We start from the raw sequence: 18204 nt of genomic DNA on the forward strand, positions 1-18204 counted from the left end.
TTTTAAATATCTAGATTATTTATAATAGTATCCATTTTAATTAAAGCCTGATCATAAATAAACTGGAAACGTTTTTCTGGTTTCTTGCCCATAAGATTGTCTACCATCTTAGCAATATTATCAAAATCATCTATAGTAACTTTTAAAAGTGACCTATTTTTTGGATTCATTGTTGTTTCTTTTAACTGAGCTGGCATCATTTCCCCCAGTCCCTTAAATCTACCAATGTCTATTTTAGCTTTACTATTTTTTAATAATCTAGCAGTTAAATCAGTCTTTTGTTGATCATTTACTGCATAGTAAGTTTTATTAGACTGTGTTAGTCGATAAAGTGGTGGTTTTGCAATATATAAATGACCCGATGATACTAGCTTTGGCATACGAAGGTAAAAAAACGTCATTAACAGTGAGGCGATGTGAGCTCCGTCAACATCAGCATCTGTCATAATTATTATTTTTTCATAACGTAAATTTTCTTCTCGGTAATTTTTAAGACTACCGCATGCTAGTGCTACTTCTAGATCTTGAATTTCTTGATTATTAGTAATCTTTTCTAGAGTTGCATTGGCAACATTTAGGATTTTGCCCCGAAGGGGCAAAATAGCTTGTGTTTCTCGATCTCTTGCCTGCTTAGCTGATCCTCCAGCTGAATCTCCCTCAACCAAAAATAGCTCCGTCCCATTAGGAGACGTTCTTGTACAATCGGCTAATTTACCTGGTAGTCGCAATTTTTGTGTAGCAGTTTTACGTAAGGTATTTTTTTCATTACGCTTATTTATTCGGAATTCAGCAATATTGACTATATGCTCAACTAATTGGTTTGCGGCTACTTTATTACTGCTCAACCAATGATCAAAATGATCCTTAATAATGTTTTCTACTATTTTATTAACCCCTAGTGAAACCAATTTTTCTTTTGTTTGTCCTTGAAATATTGGATCTTGGATAAATATAGAGAGAACAATAGAAGAAGTCTCAAGAATATCTTCAATAGTAAGTATAGTTGTTTTTTTATTACCTATCATTTCGCCGTATATTTTTAAGCCGCGAAGTAATGCATTACGCAAACCTTGTTCATGAGTTCCGCCAAGGGGGGTGGGAATAGTGTTACAATATGATTGTATGAAGGGTTGGTATTCATTTTTATGCCACGCAATTGCCCATTCCACTTTTACGTGATCTTGGTCCCAGTCAATATTACCACAAAAAATCTCTCCACTAACTAAATCGTCATGATTTATTTTTGATATTAAATAATCCTTCAAACCATTTGGAAAATGGATCAGAGCTGTTGTCGGTACATCACTTTTAGTCTCAATCTCACATTGCCACTCTATCGTTACTCCCCTGTACAAATAGGCTTTTGATTTAGCTAATTCGTATATTTTTTTAGGAGAAAAACATGATTTTTCACCAAAAATCTCTAGGTCAGGATGAAAATTTATAGATGTTCCCTTTAATTTTTTTGCAACATCTTCACTTTCTAAATCATTCAATTTATGCCCTTTAGAATAAGATTGCTTGAATAATTTACCCTGCTTGTACACTTTAACTTCTAAATAGTCTGATAAAGCATTAACAACAGAAATACCAACTCCGTGTAATCCACCTGCTGTTTGGTATACATTATTCGCAAATTTACCTCCCGAGTGGAGCTGAGTTAGAATCACCTCCAAAGCAGATTTTTCAGGAAATTTGGGGTGATTATCGACAGGAATTCCTCTACCATTATCAGAAATAGTGATACTGTTATCCACATGCATTTCTATGGTTATAATGTTAGCAAAACCAGCAACAGCTTCATCCATAGCATTATCCAGTACTTCCGAAACAAGATGATGCATAGCATTTTCGTCTGTTCCGCCAATATACATACCAGGACGCTTGCGTACGGGTTCAAGCCCTTCTAATACTTCGATATCTTTTGCAGTATATGAATTATTAATTTTAGGCTTTTTATCATTAAAACTAAATAGATCAGACATATTATGGTATTAACTTACAAGTTTTTCCAAATCATTCGAGTATACTCAGGTAGAACTTCAAGAATTAAGGTCGTCGTGTCAAAGGCACAACTGTTGAAAGTTTACAAATACCTATACCACAGCGTCATTGCGAGGAGACCGTAGGTCGACGAAGCAATCTATATGACAAGCTTTATGGATTGCCATGCTCACGTACGTTCGCTCGCAATGACGGTTTAAGCCTTACAACAGCACTTCGCGATGACGATTTTTTAACTTTCAACAGTTGTGCCCTGAAGACGACAACGCAATTCTTGATTTTCATCGAGTATATATACTATTTTGAAAGATAGAGGAAAGCAAGCAAACATACAGCAACTGCCTGAAATATAACCCGTAGCGACATTAATTTTGAGCTAAATCTTTTATCAAATTTTCCACCAATAGCCATAGATACAATCCCTATCACTAAGACTAATGTAGTCAAGCTTAAAGCAATTAATGTATATATCATTAAAATTCCTCGAAAGAGTTATTATAACCTATTAACAAATAATATAAAATCCGAAAATTAATTATCTTTCGTTCAAGAGATTTATTGCATCTATACAGGCAAATGTGGCAATTTTTGTTATCTCACTTGCCGATGATCCCATTTGTACTATTTGTACCGGATATTCAAAACCATTAATTATTGGTCCTATAAAAACACCTCCAGCTAATTCTTGCAGCAGTTGTGTTGATATTGCAGCCGAATGTAGACCGGGCATAATTAATACATTAGCAGAACCTGATAGCCTACAAAACTTATATGAATTACGATTAGGGTTTAGAGCAACATTAGCTGACATTTCACCATCATATTCAAAATCTAGACTCATACTATCTAAAATTCTAACAGCTTCCCGTACTCTATTTGCCTTTTCCCTCATTGGATTACCAAAAGTTGAGAAAGAAAGTAGTGCAACCTTTGGCGTCATTCCCATATTTTTTGCTATATTAGCAGTCTGCAAGGTTATTTCTACAATGTCCTGCTCATTTGGCAGTTCAGCCACACTATTATCAGCAATAATTATATTATGCTCCTTGGCAATCAGAATGGAATAGCCTAAAATTCTGTTATTTTCTTTGGCTTCCATTACCTTCATAATATCCTCTAAGCTACTATAATAGCTCTTTGTAACACCAGTAACCATACAATCAGCATCGCCACAAACTACCATGATAGCCGAGAATATATTTCTATCACTTTTAACTAGTCTAGCACAGTCACGGTATAAGTAACCTTTACGCTGTAACCGGCTATAAAGAGTATCTATATATTTATCAAGATTTTGGTTAATAGCAGCATTCATTATGGTAATACCATCTAAATCATAATTCATACCTATTCTATTTAAAACAGCAGATATTTTATCATATCTACCAACTAGGATAGGATGAGCATGCGAAGCATCCCGCATGCTCATAGCAGCTATGATTACCTCTTCCTCCTCACCTTCAGCAAAAACTATTCTTTGAGGTGTTGACTGTTGAATTCTCTCAAATAATAGATTCATGTAATGAGAGGTAGGATTTAACCTACTTTCCAGCTCCTTTGCATAATTCTTAACATCAAATTCGGTAATTTTAGCAACCCCGCTATCTATAGCAGCTTTAGCTACCGCTACTGGAACAGTGGTAATTAATCTTGGATCAAATGGTACAGGAATTATGTAATCTGAACCAAAAACCATTTTTTTACCAGGATATGCTTTATAAACTTCATTCGGAACAGCTTGTCTTGCTAATTCAGCTAAAGAAGTTGCTGCAGCTATTTTCATTTCCTGATTAATAGTAGTAGCTCTAACATCTAAAGCTCCACGGAAAATATATGGAAATCCCATAACATTATTAATCTGATTATTATAATCAGAGCGTCCGGTAGCAATAATCGCATCGCTTCTAACTAGCTGTATATCCTCCGGAGTAATCTCTGGGTCTGGATTAGCCATGGCAAAAATGATAGGATTTGCAGCCATGCTAGCTACCATTTCTTTCGATACTGTTCCTTTAACGGATAAACCAAGGAATACATCGGCTGACTTCATAGCATCACTCAGAGTCCTGAGATCGGTCTCGACTGCATATAATTCTTTCCATTTGTTCATGCCTTCTTGCCGACCTTGGTAAACTACCCCAATTTTATCACATAGTATAACATTTTTTTTGTCCACACTAAGAGCAATTAGTAATTCAATGCAAGCAATTGCCGCTGCCCCTGCACCACTTATGACAATTTTTAGACTATCAAGTGAACGATTGGTAAGATAAGCTGCATTAATTAAACCTGCAGCAGCAATAATAGCCGTACCATGCTGATCATCATGAAAAACCGGTATCTGCATACAGCTTTTTAATTTTTCTTCAATTATAAAACATTCAGGAGATTTAATATCTTCTAAATTAATACCTCCAAAACTGTAATTAAGATATTTTACTGCATTAACAAACTCATCAGGGTCAGTCGTATCTATTTCAAGATCAATAGAATCAATATCAGCAAAGTTCTTGAATAAAACGGCTTTTCCTTCCATTACGGGTTTCGACGCAGCTGCCCCTATACTACCAAGACCAAGAACTGCCGTACCGTTAGTTATTACAGCAACTAAGTTGCCTCTAGCAGTATATTTATAAATATCATCTATATTTTTCGCAATTTCAAGACACGGAGCTGCTACCCCTGGCGAATAAGCCAAAGCCAAGTCATGTGCAGTATCCAAAGGCTTAGTTGCCGCAATAGCAATTTTGCCTGGCTTACCTTTTTGATGATATTCTAAGGCTTTGAGATAATTTATTTTATTCATTTCACCCATGATGTTATTCCTTCTTAATTACTGCAAGTGTTTATTAACCTCATTTTTGGATTAAAATTAAAAATTTTAATCCAAAAATGGCTAGAATATCAGAAAAATGCATTCTTGAAGCGGCTGGTACGAATGCATTTTAATCTATTATCGCTAATAATCTTATTTTTATTGATATAAAAATAAGATTATTAGCAAATGAAATATTTAACAATCAGGCGTGATAGCTGCTTTAAGCCTAATTGTTTACATTCTCATTCCAATTTCGGATTAATGAAATTAATCCGAAATTGAGTTTATTAGTTATATCATCCACATAAGAACTGACAATGATACTATTGAAAAAAGTGTTGTGAACGTAATAATTGATGCCATAGATTCCGGATCACCACCAAGCTGACGTGATAAAACATAAGCCGTGCTAGCACACGGCAGGCAGCTATACAGGACACCAACTGATTTAGCAGTACCAGTTATTGACATTAGTGACAACACAATTATTGTGACAACAGGAAAAGCCACTAACTTAACAAAACTAGTAAGCAATACATTTTGTAAAATAGCACCACGCATAAAAAATTTGAGACTTGCCCCAACATTTAGCATACCTATAGCTAAAGCAGAGTTGGACAGGCTAGATAAGGTTTTTTTTATACCAAGATGTAATTCTAAACCAGAATAATTAAAAAGAAATCCAATTATACTAGCTATAATCAAGGGATTTTGTACTATCAATTTAAGTATCAATATAAAGCTAGCTTTAGGCGACTTAGCTACTGAACTATCAGGGATATAACGTGCAAAAATCATTACTGATATGATATTAGTAAAAATGATCATATAGGATGAAATCACAGATACTATAGCAAGTCCCTCCTGACCCAAAAGAGGACTACTAACACCAAAAAAGATATAACTATTAAAACGTATTGCACCTTGAAAAGTTGAAGTAAACTGAACCTTGTCAAAATTGGTTTTCTTCTGATAAATAATTAAAGCCAAAGAAATAATAGAGGTGGAGATGATTAATGCAAATACCAGTTTTATTATAGACGATGCATTTAAATCGGCTGCAGATATATTATTAAAAAGCATAATAGGGAAAAGAAAAAAATATGATAATTTCTCTAATCCTCGCCAAAATTCTTCAGAAGTCAACCATTTCCTTTTGATAATACTACCAAACAAGGGAATCAACAAAACAGGTAATGTACTAGAGAAGATTTCGTTCATCAGTTTACAATTATCCCAATTACCAATTGCTAGACAATTAGCAATTGGCTGTAAATATATGTTATACCCCAATTCAGGATAAGAATTAGCTAATTCTTATCCCGAATTCGTGTGTTACTCGATAATCAAGTTTTTCCTTAACCGTCATAGCAAGGCTCTTTAGATGCCGTGGCGATCCAAGTAAACAGCGAAGCTGTTTTTTTAGAGTAACGCTTCGCGTATCCTGGATTGCCGCGTCGCCGCCTTCAGCGGCTTCTCGCAATGACGTATTTTTTAATAATTCTAAAAAACTTGATTATCGCGTGTTACGATTAAAATTTTACTTCGCATAATATCAGAGTTTGATTGCAAATCAAGACGTATACTTATCCTGATTTGAGTATACATCAAATTTCTTGATTATTTTGCTTAAATCTTATAGAACTCATAGGGAAGTCTAATGAAGGTTCTAAGATGAGGGAGCTATTTTTATTGTATGTACCTAAATTAATTATATATAAAATACTTAGTGGAATCAAATATTCTGATATACTCTAGAATAGAAAATCAAGAATTGCGTTGTCGTCTTCAGGGTTCGTAGGTAGCCAGTACTAAATGTACGCTCCGACCATCGACCCTTCGACTCCTGCTACTATCATGATTTTGATTCTATCGTCTATCAACTCTTCATTTACGAGTAGTATATATTCTAGTAAACTTAAATTATTTTTAGACCGTGATGAATCATAACATAGTTAACTTGGCAGCTGCCATTGTCTTGTCCCTTGGTATTATTTTTGGATGGCAATATTTTTACGATAAACCAAGATTACAAAAATTAGAACAGCAAAATAAAATATATAATAAGCAAGTTCAAGAGTTAAAGAAAAAGAATGTTCAAGTAGAAGCATCTAAAGAAGCTGAATCCTTTGTTGCTACCAAGAGAATTCAGATAAACTCAGAATTACTTTCCGGATCGATTGCTTTAAAAGGGTTAAGGTTTGATGATTTGGTTTTATTGAAGTATAAGCAAGATCTATCAGAAGACAGTAAGCCTGTTGTATTATTTGCTCATTCTCAGTCAGAAGAAGCCTATTTTGCAGAAATAGGTTGGTTTGATAAAACTGGTAGTGCTATTCTTCCTAACAGTGAAACTCTTTGGCAAGCTGATAGTGATGAGCTTACTCCTACAAAACCTGTGAATTTATCATGGATCAACAAAGATGGGGTTAAATTCTTGGTTACTATTAGCATGGATAGTAATTACTTGTTCACCATAGATCAGACTACGGTGAATGATAGTAAGCAGCCAATATCAGTGCAGTATTATGGACTAATTAACCGTAAATATACTGGCAAAGAGAAAGTGGCTAATATCCTGCATCAAGGACCAATTGGTGCTATTGATGGTAGGCTTAAAGAACATTCCTTTGATGACTTAAAAGATAAAAAGACTGAAAAATTTCCGCAAGGTGTTGTTGATTGGATTGGCATAACAGATAAATATTGGCTAGCTTCCTTAATTCCGGATAAAATTAGTAAGTATAGTTCTAATTTCAATTGTGTAATAAAAAACGGTATTGAAAAATATCAGGTTGACTTCATCTCACCAACTCAAACCATAGAAGTAGGAAACAAATTTACTATATCACAAAAATTATTTGCCGGAGCAAAGAAAGTTGATTTATTAGATAAATACGAAAAGCAATATAATATTACGCTATTTGACCGTGCAATTGACTTTGGTTGGTTTTATATAATCACTAAACCACTCTTTAACGTTATGAACTTTTTTTATCACTATGTTGGTAACTTCGGTATTAGTATCTTGATCGTAACTGTTATCATAAAACTGCTAATGTTTACTCTAGCTAATAAATCATATCGTTCGATGAAAAAGACCAAAAATCTTCAGCCTGAAGTCGAGAGAATTAGGGCTTTATATGCTGATGATAAAATGAGGCTTAACCAAGAAGTTATGGCATTGTATAAAAGGGAAAAGGTTAACCCCATAGCTGGTTGTCTCCCCCTTATTGTACAAATCCCAGTATTTTTCTCGATTTATAAAGTGTTAAATGTAACTATTGAGATGCGTCAAGCACCATTTTTTGGTTGGATAAAAGATTTATCTGCTCCGGATCCAACAACAATTTTCAACTTGTTTGGATTACTGCCATTTATTTGTCCAAGCTTCCTGATGATTGGTGTATGGCCTATTCTCATGGCTCTGACTGCGTTCTTACAGCAAAGGATGAACCCAGAGCCAGCTGATCCAGTTCAAGCTCAAGTAATGAAATTTATGCCACTGGTTTTTTTAGTAATGTGTAGTAGTTTTCCAGCTGGAGTAGTGATTTATTGGTCTTGGAGTAATATTTTATCAATAATTCAGCAATATTACATCAATAAGTTAGACAATAATGTCGGTTGATAAGGTTACAAAACTTTTCCGTCAAGAAGTAAAATTCATAGCTGGTGTGGCAAAAATAAGTCAGTTTCCTAGCATGTTTTTGCCAGAAATTGCATTTGTTGGCAAATCAAATGTTGGCAAGTCAAGTTTGATTAATAGTATATGCAATAATTCAAGTCTTGCTAGGGTGTCTAATACTCCTGGTCGTACTAGGCAAATAAATTTTTTCTCCCTTGCCGATAAACTTATGTTAGTTGATCTTCCTGGATATGGCTTTGCAGAAGTGCCAATATACATCAGGCAGCAGTGGGAAACCTTAATAGCATATTATCTCAGAACGAGTTTAAACCTCAAATTAGTAAATTTATTGATTGATGCTAGAAGAGGAGTGAAGCAAAATGATATGGAAATTGCTAAATTGTTACTTTCTTGCAATAAAGATTTTCAAATTGTTTTCACAAAGTCAGATAAGATAACACATAGAGAAAACCTAACGACGATAACACAGAATTTTCTTGCAACTTTAGGCTACTCCTGTAATGTAATTTATACAAGTAGCAGGAGTAAAGAAGGTGCAAAAGAATTGCAGTTTAATTTGGCAAAATGCATTAAATTATAAAGAAAAGGAAGGTAAAGGTTTTGCCCGTGTCAAAGATACTAGCCTAATTAAAGACATAATAAGACGTAGTAGTGAAGTTAGAGATCAAGTCATGGTATTTAAGCTACCGTCATTAATTATTGATGATGACAAATTGTTAACGAATTTTGCAGAGGTAATACAGTTACTTGACAGTTGTGGCATTAAAATCTTTATAGTTCATGATCATACTAATTTGGTAAATGATACGCTAAAACTGTTTGGCTGTGATGAAAAATTTATCAATAATATTAAGGTAGCCGATTATAAGAGCTCGCAGATTATGGAAATGGTTCTGTCTGGCTATATTAATAAGCGTATAGTTTCAAAGCTCTGTAGTTTAGGTTGTTATGCTATTGGTATTTCCTGCAAAGATGCTAATCTTATTCAAGCTAAGAAATCAAAATTATCATATAGGAGAGACAGTAATCAAGCTGTAATAGATATTGGATTTGTCAGTGAACCAGTTATAATAAACCCTGAGATTTTAATAAATTTTGAAGATAGCAATATTATTCCTGTTATAACACCAGTAGCTAGTGATGAAAAAGGCAATACTCATCTGCTGGATGTAAATCTGACGACCTCGATAATTGCTTCCTCATTAGATGCAGATCATTTAGTATTATTATGTGATGGGGTAGAATTTGCCGGAGAGAAGTATATACGAATACGAGATGTTAATGTATTGAAAGAGATGCTGAATAATACTGTTGATCCTGAAAAAGTTAGCTTGCTTGAAGCAGCTTTAAGTGCTATTCAAAACAGTAACAATTATGTACATTTTCTCAATTCGGCTTTCCCTGAGTCTATATTGTTAAGTATGTTTACAAGTAAAGAAAGTGAGTTGCCAATTATATAAAAAGATGTGGGCAGTAATATATGTTACCTTAGATAGGCGATACATACAAAATCAGCAAGATATATGCTCCTAGCTTAAACGTCATTGCGAGGAGCCACTTTGGTGGCGACGAAGCAATCCAATAAATGTGGATTGCCACGACCACTACGTGGTCTCGCAATGACGTCTTGTACTTTTCTGCAATTTTTAAATTGCCATGGGGATTATACGTAAGGTGGGTTAATTAGAGTTAAAGAGAGGTAATTTATGTCAGGCAGTTTAGTATCAGACCCTTTATTTGTTGGTTTAACAAGACCCGCAATGATATTTGGTGTGAGTATAAAATTTGCAGCACTTAATATGATTATATCTATGTCATTATTTATTCAAAGTAATAGTATCATGAATTTGCTTGTTGCTTTTGTGATTCATATGATAGGGTATGTAATATGTTTTAAAGAACCAAGATTTATAGAATTGCTTTTAAATAAATCTTCTAGATGTAGTCAGTGTCCTAATAAATCATTCTATGGAGCGAATTCATACGGTATCTAGGTTTTATGAGCAAAGTATAAAATGACAAAATGATAAAACTATCTGTAACAAAAACAGCCAAAGAGTCGAGATCTAGGAAAGAAAAACCTACTTCTCATTTTATTCCTTATAAATGCCATTGGGATAGTAATACTATTTTAACTAAAAATAATGAATTATTACAAGTAGTAAAAATAGGTGGTTTTTCCTTTGAAACAGCCGATGATGAAGATTTAGATATTAAAAAAAATATCAGGAATTCGTTACTTAAAAATATGTCATCAGGCAATATTGTGATGTATTTCCACACGATCAGGAGACGTAAACCAGTGGTTTTTGATGGGTTTGAATATACCTCTGACCCTACCATAAGAGTACCTAATGATTTCACAACTTATTTATCAAATGAATGGCGTAAGAAACATGCAGGTTCTAGGTCGTTTTTTAATGAATTATATGTTAGTATTCTTTATAGACCAGATAAAGCTGGAGTTGCTATAATCGAATATTTCATTAAAAAGCTGATGCAAAAGTCTGATAAATCAGCTTGGGAAAATGACATGCGAGATATGCAGGATAGTTTGCGAGAAATGTCCTCAAGGGTAGTTAATACATTCCATAGTTATTCGGCGAGGTTACTTGGCGTACGCAAGTCAAATAGTGGCTATTGTTGTGATATTATGGAATTCTTGGGTACTTTGGTAAATTGTGGATCTTCAATGCAAATGGCCGTTCCAAGAAATTCAATAGACCAATATCTTCCAACCCATAGATTGTTTTTTGGTTCTAGATCTATAGAAGCACGTGGTCCAAAGGGTAGAAGATACGCCGGTATATTAAGTATTCTAGAGTATGGACCATCTACATCAGCTGGAATTTTTGACGGATTTTTACAAATGCCTTTTGAGTTTGTAATGACCCAAAGTTTTGTTTTTGCTAATAGGACAGTGGCGATTGGCAAAATGCAACTACAACAAAATAGAATGATTCAAGCAGGGGATAAAGCTGTATCACAAATTGCTGAAATCTCTCGAGCACTTGATATGGCTACCAGTGGTGATATTGGTTTTGGAGAACATCATTTTTCGCTTCTATGCTCTGATAGTAATTTAAAATCCCTTGAGGATACCCTATCTATGGCTTCTGTTGAACTCTCCAATTCTGGAATTCAACCTGTTAGAGAAAGAATTAATATGGAACCAAGTTATTGGGGGCAGCTTCCTGGAAATATGGATTATATAGTAAGGGGTTCGACTATAAATACTTTAAACATGGCTAGTTTTGCATCTATGCACAATTATCCATTAGGTAAGGTTTTTAATAATCACTGGGGAGAATATGTAACTGTACTAGATACTACCTCGGGAACACCTTTTTATTTCAGTTTTCATGTTAGAGATGTTGGGCATACTCTGATCATTGGCCCAACTGGTGCTGGTAAAACAGTATTAATGAATTTTTTATGTGCACAAGCACAAAAATTTAAACCTAGAATGTTTTTCTTTGATAAAGACCACGGTGCTGAAATATTTATTAGATCACTTAATGGGATTTATACTACAATTGATCCAGGAGGAGAATGTAACTTTAATCCTTTACAGCTTGATGATACTGGGGAGAATAGAACATTTATATTAGAATGGCTTAAAGTATTAGTTACTTCTAATGGAGAGCAGTTATCATCAGAAGATAATAAGATTTTATCACAAGCAGTAAGTGGTAATTTTAAGCTAGAGAAAAAAGATAGAAGATTAAAAAATGTTGTAGCATTTTTGGGCATAGATGGTCCTAATAGCTTAGCAGGCAGGATTGCTATGTGGGTTGGTAAAGGCTCTCATGCTAGAATATTTGATAATGAGGCAGATAATATTGATTTGCAGCAAGCTCGAGTATTTGGCTTTGATATGACTGAACTGTTAAAAGATCCAGTTAGTCTTGCTCCTGTGCTACTATATATTTTCCATAGAATTAGTATTTCTTTAGATGGTCAAAGAACTATGATAGTTCTTGATGAAGCGTGGGCTTTGATTGATAATCCAGTATTTGCTCCCAAAATTAAAGACTGGCTAAAGGTTTTGCGTAAGTTAAATACTTTTGTAATTTTTGCTACCCAAAGTGTTGAAGATGCAGCTAAAAGCAGGATTAGTGATACCTTGATCCAACAAACTGCAACACAAATATTCTTACCAAACCTTAAGGCAACTGATATTTACCGTAGTGCTTTTATGCTTAGTCAACGTGAATATATTTTGATAAAAACTACAGATCCAACATCGCGTTATTTCTTAATAAAACAGGGGGTAGATGCAGTTGTTGCAAAAATAAGTTTAGATGGTATGACTGATATTATCAATGTTCTTTCTGGTCGGGTTGAAACAGTGTTATTGTTAGATCGGATTAGAGAGAAATATGGTAATGATCCTGAAAAATGGTTACCGATATTTTATGAGGAAGTAAAATCACTTTAGTTAATTTATGCATTATAATTTTATAAAAAATTTACTTAGTGGAGCAAAAATATTTGCTAGAATAGTAGTGCTATGCAGTCTACTAAATTTTACTATTATCCATAATAGTTATGCAGAAGAACCAAAACAAAAAGATACTTTAGATACTATAATTGATATTCTCTCAAATTTGACCTGTGAAACTCAAGGTATCGGTGATTTATTACGTACGGAATTTTCTCACACTTGTATACCGGCATCATTTTTTACCTTTGCTGTTTCTAATATAATCTCGCCAGGATTATATGCAAATACCATGCTACGTCTTAAAATAAATGACCATGAATTATTTGATGGAGATTACCCTGGAGGACAATGTGCAAGAAATAATAAAATTGATCCAAAGACCCCTAAATTAACCTTTGCACTTTGTAATAATGTTAAGCTAGCAGCTGTTAGAGTGAAGGCGATAGCCCTTTCTGCTCTTGCTATTGCCAAAGCCGTATTAACCGGTTCTGATCCGTGGAAAGATATTATGGACGCATGGAAGAGCAATAAAGCATCATTTCATACTATTTATAAGGACAAAGAAGATGGTTACAAAGATGCAATGATAGACTTGGTCATATCACCTATACCTATACCAGCTATTATATTTAAAGTAGTAAAAATAAAAGATACCATGTGTGTGGCTGCGCCTAGTATATTAGCAGATTGGGTACCAGTTGGCTGTAAGTATATTAGAGAACCTTACCCTGAATCGATTTATGCGACTTTTATGAGTCTTGATGGTGGAACTCAGAAAGATACTAATACCGCTACTGACCCAATGGCAATAGTTGATTGTGGTTTATCATCTTCTAGTTGTTACCAAAGAGCTTATAATAATTCTAAAACAGCCATTGTTATCTCTTCACCATTAATAGAATGTATTAAAGAAATGACAGCAAGATTACTGGTTAGTAAAGATGTTTGTACATTTGATGATATTAATAAAGTAATTAATTCAAGCAAAAGAGAAAGTAGCATATTATTTCAATTTCAACGTAATATGCACCGAACTGTTACCGCTTTATTGACTATATATGTAATTTTCTTTGGTTTTAAAATTATACTTTCTAGTGATGTTCCTCCTAAAAATGAAATAATTAATTTTGTATTAAAGATGTTGTTTGTGACCTATTTCTCTGTAGGTATAAACATTACTCCTGGTAGTAATTCTGACTATAATCGACTAGATGGTATGGTGCAATGGGCTTTTCCTTTATTATTAGGAGGAATAGATACACTTGCTGGTTGGGTTATGAATGCTTCTCCATCAGAGTTGTGTAAATTTGATGCTAAAGATTACGATAAAAATCTTTCTTATATGGCATTATGGGATTCATTAGACTGTCATGTAAGCCATTATTTAGGATTAGATATCCTATCAACCTTACTGGTAGAAAATCAATATAAAAATCATGATTTCAAGAGTTTTGACTTTTTTAGTTTCTCAGCCCCACCTTATGTATATTTACTGATTCCTGCTATTATTTCAGGTAACATGACTCTAGTATCTCTAGCACTGTCCTATCCTTTATTAGTGATTTCTGTTGGAGCGTTTATGGTGAATGCTACAGTGATGTGCATGATATCTATAGTAATATTAGGTGTTTTAGCTCCTCTTTTTGTGCCAATGTTTTTATTTGAATATACTCGTGGTTACTTTGAATCATGGGTAAAGTTATTAATATCATTTTTGCTACAACCTATGGTAGTGGTAACCTTTCTGATTATGATGTTTTCAGTTTATGATTTCGGTTTTTATGGTCACTGTAAATATACAAGTAAAACTATACAAAATAGTATAGAAAGTGGGGGAGATGGAAAAAGAAAGGTAAAAATATTTTATGTTAACACTAATTGGGATCAATATAAGAAAGATGAAAGTAAAGGTATAGATGATGCTAAAAGCTGTCAAAATAGCCTAGGTTATATGCTTAATAATCCACTGTCAACAGTTTTTAATTTTGCTAAAGATAACCTCAACGAGATGGTCAAAAAAAAACCAGGTAGTGGCAGTACAAGCGATTATTTATCTGAATACCCGTTTTTGCAGGGTATTATTATGGGACCTGGTATGTTCTTTGTATCACCCAAATTAGTTTTTGAGAAAATTAAGGATATTGCTCTAGCTTTAATTACTGCTTGTTTTACTTTGTACTTAATGTATCACTTTAGTAGCCAATTAGCAGAGTTTGCAGCTGATATGACTGAAGGTGTACCTCTTAGTGGTGTTGCCATACATCCACAGGCAATATACAAAGCTGGTATGGCTGCTCTTGGAGCTGCTGGTAAAATGCAGGCGGCTGATAAAGTAGCTAGAGGTGCTGGAGGCGCTACTAAGGATATGGGTGGTGGAGGTGGATCAGCCGGAGATACTGAAGCTACTGGTGGTGAATCAGCAGGAGATAGTTTAGACACTAGCGGTTCATCTAGAGATACTGTATCAACAGCAGGAGGTGGTGGTGGACTTCCTCTCTCTCCAGCCCGTCATATAGCAGAATCTACTGCAGCTGGTGTATCTGAATCGAGTTCTTCAGATGCAGGAGGTTCTTCAAAGGAATCAAGGGTTAATTTGCAGACTATTGACGAACCTATTCTACCTCCAACTAATAAAATAGTAGAAACAGAGGATTTTGTTAATAGATCACCACAGATAGCTACAACAAATACACAAGAATTAGGAAGGACAGTAGAGAAAGCAAGTCCTGCTAAGGAATTACCAAAAGAGCAAAAGACCCATGAGTTACTTTCTAAAACTTTGGGAGGACTTGAAGATTCTACGGTGCAAGCTGGAAAGGCTGGTGACATTCAACAAGAAATAAAAAATCGTGAGGAAAAAGCTAGGAAGGAGAGCGATCTTAAAACTAAACCAGCTAAGAAAACTACAACTGCTAGAACTAATGTAAAAAAAGATGGCTCTAATGAAAATTCATAAAGTCACCAACTGTACAAGTTTAAGTAGGTATAATAGTCCTCGATGTCATTCCAGCGTAGGCGGGAATGATATTAAGGGAAACAGGAATAGACCTCTTTCGAAACTCGCTTATGCGCAAGGGTGTGAAGGAGACGCTTCACCTCGAACCGCAGCGTACTCTAATGTACGTGAGGATTCGAGTACAGACGTCGCGTACAAATCGCCAGCAGAAGTAGAGTTTCGAAAGAGGTCTAATGATATAAAAGGAAGCAGGAATAACACATTAGGGCTGTTATACCTACTTAAAACTTGCCCACTTGGTAAAGTCATAAAAATTTTTATACAATGTTGTTTGGTACTTTTTTCAAGCAAAGTTTTTGCTGGTTTTGGAGATCCATGTCCATCAGCTACATTTGCAGTAGATGATTATCTAAGACAAAACACAGCTTACGGGCATCTTCTATATAGTATTGATATAACCGGTACTCCTAATGGGTGTGATGCAACTGACCCACAATTTAAATTCTGTCTCAAAAATAAAGATGGTAGTCCTCTAGAATGTAAAGTTATTACTCTTAATTTAAATGATTCTAAGCGTCTTAGTGAGTTAAGCACTGATAATAATCCTGATTTAGGTGGAAATACTTTATTAAAAGATATTATTTTAACAGTAAAAATTGTCGATAAAAGATTGTGCCTAGTCATGTCTACCTCAAAAGGACAACTTCCACTAGCTTGTAAAAATACTACCACACCAGCTCCGGTAGCACCACCAGACGAACAATGCCGGAATATAGGTAAAACTTGTTATATGGGTACTACAAGGAGTCAGTCATTACTTAATTTTTCTGGCTTAGCTGTAGATTGTGTAAAGGAAACTCTTGATAAAGTTTTTTTTCGTTATAGTAGCTGTGATCCAAAAAATGATCAGATTAGTTTGACTGCCCTTAATCCTTTCTCAACCTTCCAAGAATCTTTGAAAATATCTATTAGGGCGGCGTTAATATTATATGTTATGTTTTTTGCTGTTAATATGATTTTAAACAAAGAATATGGTAATTTAGATAAAATAGCATCTTTTGTTATGAAGCTAATAGTTGTCACTTATTTTGCTACAGGTCTTGGACCAGCGTATTTTAAGGGTGGAAAGGAAACTACCGAAAATGGTATGCTGCAGTATGGTTTACCATTACTTACGGAGCTTACTCCACAATTTGCCCAAATAGTTTTTAATGCTGGTGGCTCTCGAGGATTATGTGAATACGATACTAGTAAATATAAAGATGGGTATAAGTTTTATGCACTTTGGGATGCTGTTGATTGCAGGATAGGTTATTATTTGGGTATGGGGCTATATTACAACACAGAATCCGTTTTAAACGGTATTCCTAATGATGTGCCGGGTGGAACTAAAGGTACTGCTGTAAACTTTAAAAAACCTGGAAATGAAGCTCCGGATGCATTGAGAAAAGTGGGAGGATTCAGATTTTTTACTGTAATGTTTGGTTTATTCTTATCTGGACAAATAATAATAGTAGCATCTGGAATAATATTTTCCGTAATATTTGTTTCAATAATTTTATATTTTATAACACACTATTTAGTATGTCTAGTTACCATATATGTCATGACCTATATTTCTCCTATATTTATTCCTATGGCTTTATTTACTAGAACCAAAGCGTATTTTGATGCATGGCTAAAAATTTGTATATCTTGTGCAGTGCAGCCTGCAGTGGTAGCTGGTTTTATTGCCTTATTACTTACTATGTATGATTCGGCAATATACAAGAATTGTGAGTTTATGAGGCATGACTATACGTATAGCAGTGATGCTCAGTTTAGTACTTTTGAGTTTAGATTACCAAATACTAATACTGAGGATTGTAAAAATAGTGCTGGATATAAATTATTACGATATTATTCAGGGGAAGGTTGGGAGAAGCATCTTTTAATTCTTTTTCCAATTAAATCAATTGTTATAGATGTCGTATCACTCATGGTAGAGTTACTTTATGTATTAGTCTTCTCAATTATTTTTTATTATTTTTCAAAATCAATTGGTCAGTTTGCTGCCGAGCTTACTGGTGGTCCTATCATGGATTCTGTAACAGCTAGTCCTACTAAGATAGTTGATATGGTTAAAAAAGGGGCAGAGTTTATTGCCGATGCTGCAAAAAGCTCCGGTGGAAAACCACCGCAGAAAAATCCTTTAGAAAAACCAAGGAAAGGAGGAGAAGAAGCAAAAGATTCAGGTGGGGGTGATAGTGGTGGCAAAGCTGAAGGTATGGCAGGTTCTAGTGGTGGCGGTAGTGAAGGTGGTATGAGTTCTGGAGGTGGTGGCGGTGGTTAAC

Annotated in this window: 11 protein-coding genes; 7 read left to right on the forward strand and 4 right to left on the reverse strand. The window is 34.6% G+C overall.

All coding sequences use genetic code 11. The features are described 5' to 3' along the window. Positions 1 to 2 precede the first annotated feature (2 nt). From parE to ACFEL1_RS04590, 4 genes are all read right to left on the reverse strand, one after another. Positions 3 to 1985 carry a DNA topoisomerase IV subunit B gene (gene parE, locus ACFEL1_RS04575; protein ID WP_342279132.1) on the reverse strand — a complete coding sequence of 661 codons (1983 nt, stop codon included), beginning with the start codon at positions 1983 to 1985 and terminating at the stop codon, positions 3 to 5. 316 nt (positions 1986 to 2301) lie between these two features. Then, positions 2302 to 2478 carry an HIG1 domain-containing protein gene (locus ACFEL1_RS04580; protein ID WP_341762705.1) on the reverse strand — a complete coding sequence of 59 codons (177 nt, stop codon included), beginning with the start codon at positions 2476 to 2478 and terminating at the stop codon, positions 2302 to 2304. Between the two features lie 61 nt (positions 2479 to 2539). Next, positions 2540 to 4819, reverse strand: coding sequence for an NADP-dependent malic enzyme (locus ACFEL1_RS04585; RefSeq protein ID WP_342279131.1), 2280 nt, complete (start codon positions 4817 to 4819; stop codon positions 2540 to 2542). 294 nt (positions 4820 to 5113) lie between these two features. After that, entirely contained in the window at positions 5114 to 6043 is a 930-nt protein-coding gene (locus ACFEL1_RS04590; RefSeq protein ID WP_341747908.1) for an AEC family transporter, read from the reverse strand. Positions 6044 to 6761: 718 nt separating this feature from the next. On the opposite strand from ACFEL1_RS04590, the gene yidC reads away from it, so the two are divergent. The 7 genes from yidC (at position 6762) to ACFEL1_RS04625 (ending at position 18203) form a co-directional block, all read left to right on the forward strand. Then, complete coding sequence (gene yidC / locus ACFEL1_RS04595) at positions 6762 to 8450, forward strand: membrane protein insertase YidC (protein ID WP_375330664.1); 1689 nt, start codon at positions 6762 to 6764, stop codon at positions 8448 to 8450. After that, a complete protein-coding gene (gene yihA / locus ACFEL1_RS04600) occupies positions 8440 to 9048 on the forward strand; it encodes a ribosome biogenesis GTP-binding protein YihA/YsxC (protein ID WP_341761591.1) in 609 nt (202 codons plus the stop codon). The genes yidC and yihA overlap by 11 nt, the downstream gene beginning before the upstream one ends. Beyond that, positions 9002 to 9928: an acetylglutamate kinase gene (locus tag ACFEL1_RS04605; RefSeq protein WP_375330665.1), complete on the forward strand. Its 927-nt coding sequence runs from the start codon at positions 9002 to 9004 to the stop codon at positions 9926 to 9928. The genes yihA and ACFEL1_RS04605 overlap by 47 nt, the downstream gene beginning before the upstream one ends. 246 nt (positions 9929 to 10174) lie before the next feature. Beyond that, on the forward strand, positions 10175 to 10462 hold the full coding sequence (locus ACFEL1_RS04610; protein ID WP_341753466.1) for a VirB3 family type IV secretion system protein: 288 nt from the start codon (positions 10175 to 10177) through the stop codon (positions 10460 to 10462). 32 nt (positions 10463 to 10494) lie between these two features. Next, positions 10495 to 12909, forward strand: a complete 2415-nt coding sequence (locus ACFEL1_RS04615) for a VirB4 family type IV secretion/conjugal transfer ATPase (protein WP_341762164.1) — start codon at positions 10495 to 10497, stop codon at positions 12907 to 12909. A gap of 7 nt (positions 12910 to 12916) precedes the next feature. Continuing rightward, positions 12917 to 15871, forward strand: coding sequence for a type IV secretion system protein (locus ACFEL1_RS04620; RefSeq protein WP_375330666.1), 2955 nt, complete (start codon positions 12917 to 12919; stop codon positions 15869 to 15871). Next, positions 15858 to 18203, forward strand: coding sequence for a type IV secretion system protein (locus ACFEL1_RS04625; protein ID WP_375330667.1), 2346 nt, complete (start codon positions 15858 to 15860; stop codon positions 18201 to 18203). Before ACFEL1_RS04620 ends, ACFEL1_RS04625 begins: the two co-directional genes overlap by 14 nt. Position 18204: the final 1 nt, after the last annotated feature.

The organism is Candidatus Tisiphia endosymbiont of Oplodontha viridula, from assembly GCF_964264865.1.
Lineage (GTDB): Bacteria > Pseudomonadota > Alphaproteobacteria > Rickettsiales > Rickettsiaceae > Tisiphia.

Coding starts and splice junctions, on each gene's coding strand:
- yidC (WP_375330664.1), top strand. CDS start 6,762: ATGAATCATAACATAGTTAACTTGGCAGCTGCCATTGTCTTGTCCCTT.
- ACFEL1_RS04620 (WP_375330666.1), top strand. CDS start 12,917: ATGCATTATAATTTTATAAAAAATTTACTTAGTGGAGCAAAAATATTT.
- parE (WP_342279132.1), bottom strand. CDS start 1,985: ATGTCTGATCTATTTAGTTTTAATGATAAAAAGCCTAAAATTAATAAT.
- ACFEL1_RS04610 (WP_341753466.1), top strand. CDS start 10,175: ATGTCAGGCAGTTTAGTATCAGACCCTTTATTTGTTGGTTTAACAAGA.
- ACFEL1_RS04625 (WP_375330667.1), top strand. CDS start 15,858: ATGAAAATTCATAAAGTCACCAACTGTACAAGTTTAAGTAGGTATAAT.
- ACFEL1_RS04580 (WP_341762705.1), bottom strand. CDS start 2,478: ATGATATATACATTAATTGCTTTAAGCTTGACTACATTAGTCTTAGTG.
- ACFEL1_RS04590 (WP_341747908.1), bottom strand. CDS start 6,043: ATGAACGAAATCTTCTCTAGTACATTACCTGTTTTGTTGATTCCCTTG.
- ACFEL1_RS04585 (WP_342279131.1), bottom strand. CDS start 4,819: ATGGGTGAAATGAATAAAATAAATTATCTCAAAGCCTTAGAATATCAT.
- yihA (WP_341761591.1), top strand. CDS start 8,440: ATGTCGGTTGATAAGGTTACAAAACTTTTCCGTCAAGAAGTAAAATTC.